General features: G+C 31.7%; 2 protein-coding genes. Both read right to left on the reverse strand.

Annotated elements, in window-relative coordinates:
- Positions 1-250: 250 nt before the first annotated feature.
- On the reverse strand, positions 251-1,444 hold the full coding sequence (locus AFK68_RS02040; protein ID WP_094671229.1) for an AAA family ATPase: 1,194 nt from the start codon (positions 1,442-1,444) through the stop codon (positions 251-253).
- A gap of 487 nt (positions 1,445-1,931) precedes the next feature.
- Positions 1,932-2,519: RNA 2'-phosphotransferase (locus tag AFK68_RS02045; RefSeq protein ID WP_371357201.1), on the reverse strand; the 588-nt coding region annotated here is incomplete at its 5' end.

The raw sequence follows: 2,519 nt of genomic DNA on the forward strand, positions 1-2,519 counted from the left end.
GAATAATTCTTCTAATTATTTTAACGTCATTCAAACTACAATGCTAAATATTCTTAATATTTATTTGATGTTCAATAAATTTTCAGTTACATAAATTCATTCCTGGTGTGTGAAGATTACAGCATTTTTGGAGTTGATGAGGTAAAATGCTTTAGGAATTTAGGGAATAGGGAAAATAGATTAGTATTAAACTGTTTCAAAAACTATTTCAGATAGGATGTAAATTAATATTTTTTCCCAAAACTAACCCCTAAACAAAGTGGTAAGTAAATTCATACATTAAATCTACTCTACCTTTGCGTAAAACTGCGGGGTCTAATCTTTCTTTAGTATTGCAGGTCATTAAAACAACTAATTTATGCTGATGATTAATTCCAGATTCATCTACTACGCTTTGATATAAAGTACCATCTAACAAACTGAGAATATGTTCTGTTTTACTATTAGTTTGTGCCACTTCTAAAGAGCGATCTTGAGCTAAATTATCCGCCTCATTAATAATCAAACAAATCTGTTCTAAATATGTTGGTGGTACAAAATTTTCTACTGCATCATGATCTAAGATAAAAATTACATATCCTAAAGGAACTAAAATCTCTTTTGCTACTGCTTGAGTCCAAGCTGTTTTACCTGTTCCTGGTTCTCCACTTATTAATATAGCTAGTTGATTTTGTGCCAAAATTTCTTGTTGTACTGTATCAGTAAAGTTTTGAATATCTTGAGGAAATGTATTAATAGGAAATTGACTTTGAACTTGCCCTATACGACATTGATAACCACTTACCATAACTGCCATATTGTAGGTCGATTTTCTCACAAGTGGTGCTATATCTTTAGAAATTAAGCTGTAGTAACGTCTGCCTTTGTCATAAGTTTCTATTTGTAGCCAACAGCAATATTTTGACCAATAGCTATATACTGTACCTAAAGTTTCTAGCCGTTCCCAACTGATAAATCTTTCTGTCGGATAATAAAAATTTCTTTCCATAAATGATTGGGTAATTATGTCAGGTTTACCCAATAAGTCAAGGATTTTAAAAATAGTAATTTCTTGAAGTCTATTCAGAGCATATTCAATAGGAATACTTTCTCTTGTAATAGTTCGTGTAACTGGAGTTTCTATGCTCAATAAATCTTTATAACGATAATCTGGAGTTGGAGGTTGAGGAGTTATATAATCCCAAAATTCATCAAATTCGTATCGTGTACTTTCTGAAAAAATGTTTAATATATTCGCCCACCAAGGAAATTGATTACGACCTAAAGCATCAGCAATATCACTAGCTATATCAAGAGTTTTTTTGCTAACTTCCCAAGGGTCATTAGATAATAAATGCCATAGATATTCCCAATCAAATTCTCGGTAAAGTGGTCGCCAACCTGCTCCTAGTAATCCTTTATTTTGAGGATTATTTTGTTTACTGTCGAAGTATCCTGTTCCCATAGTTTATTCAAGTTCTACATAGTACACAAATTTTCTTTTAAGATAATATTTATCACCTGTACCATTTCCGATTAACTTGCTTGCTGATGGCTAATTGATTACTTTTATTATCTTCTTTTTTTTGCTCTTCATAAAGGAATTATGATAAATTAATAGCTAAATATGGGCACTCATGCTAAGTAAGCATTCAGCAGTCAGCCAGCCTCCTGCGGAGGAACTGCGTTAACAGCTATCAGCTATTTGTTGTTAACTTATTATCATACTAGAGGGGAATTATATACCAAGGAGAATTAAAATTCATTAATGAAATTGGCTATAACCTAACCTCAGTTATTCCTTGCATAAGTTCATGCATCTGATTGCTGAATGCTAATAGCTGAATGCTTACCGTGCTAAACGCAAGAGGCAAAAATTATCAAATCTTATCAAATCTTATAATTTTTTTTGTTAAACCAAATTAAAAAAATATCGTTACAGTCTTTCACCTTCAAGTATCTAAAATTTGCAAATATCTATGGGGAACTTCATTAACTAACCAAACATTATTTGCAGAAAGGTAAAAGTTATAACCATCTTGAAACATTCCCATTGCATCTACTACTAATACTATAGATTTCCCCTTTCTTCTTTTTGCTACATTTCTAGCTGTAGTAATATCATTTGATAAATGAACATAATGTCTTGACATTTTCTGCAAACCAGTCTTTTTAATTGAGTCAATTACACGAATTACTGTACCATGATAAAGTATATCTGGAGGTATTTCTGGTTCTAATTGCAAATCTACTTCTACACTGTGTCCTTGGTTAGCACGAATAAGAGTACCACTAGGGTCTAGAGAAAATCGTTTTTTATCGTTATTTTCTACAACTGTATAAAGTTCTGTTTCCCAGATAGGAAATTTATGATTTTTAGCTGCTTTCAATAGTTCTTCTATAGCAACCCAACCATGAGGATCGAGTTTAATACCTATTTTCTCAGGTTGGTGTCTTAACACCAAACTCAAATACTTACTAACTTCTACTAGGCGAGAATTGTTCATATTATTATTTATTATTTTTGCACGATTAATATC

Origin of the sequence: Hydrocoleum sp. CS-953, from assembly GCF_002260545.1 — a bacterium.
GTDB lineage: Bacteria > Cyanobacteriota > Cyanobacteriia > Cyanobacteriales > Microcoleaceae > Trichodesmium.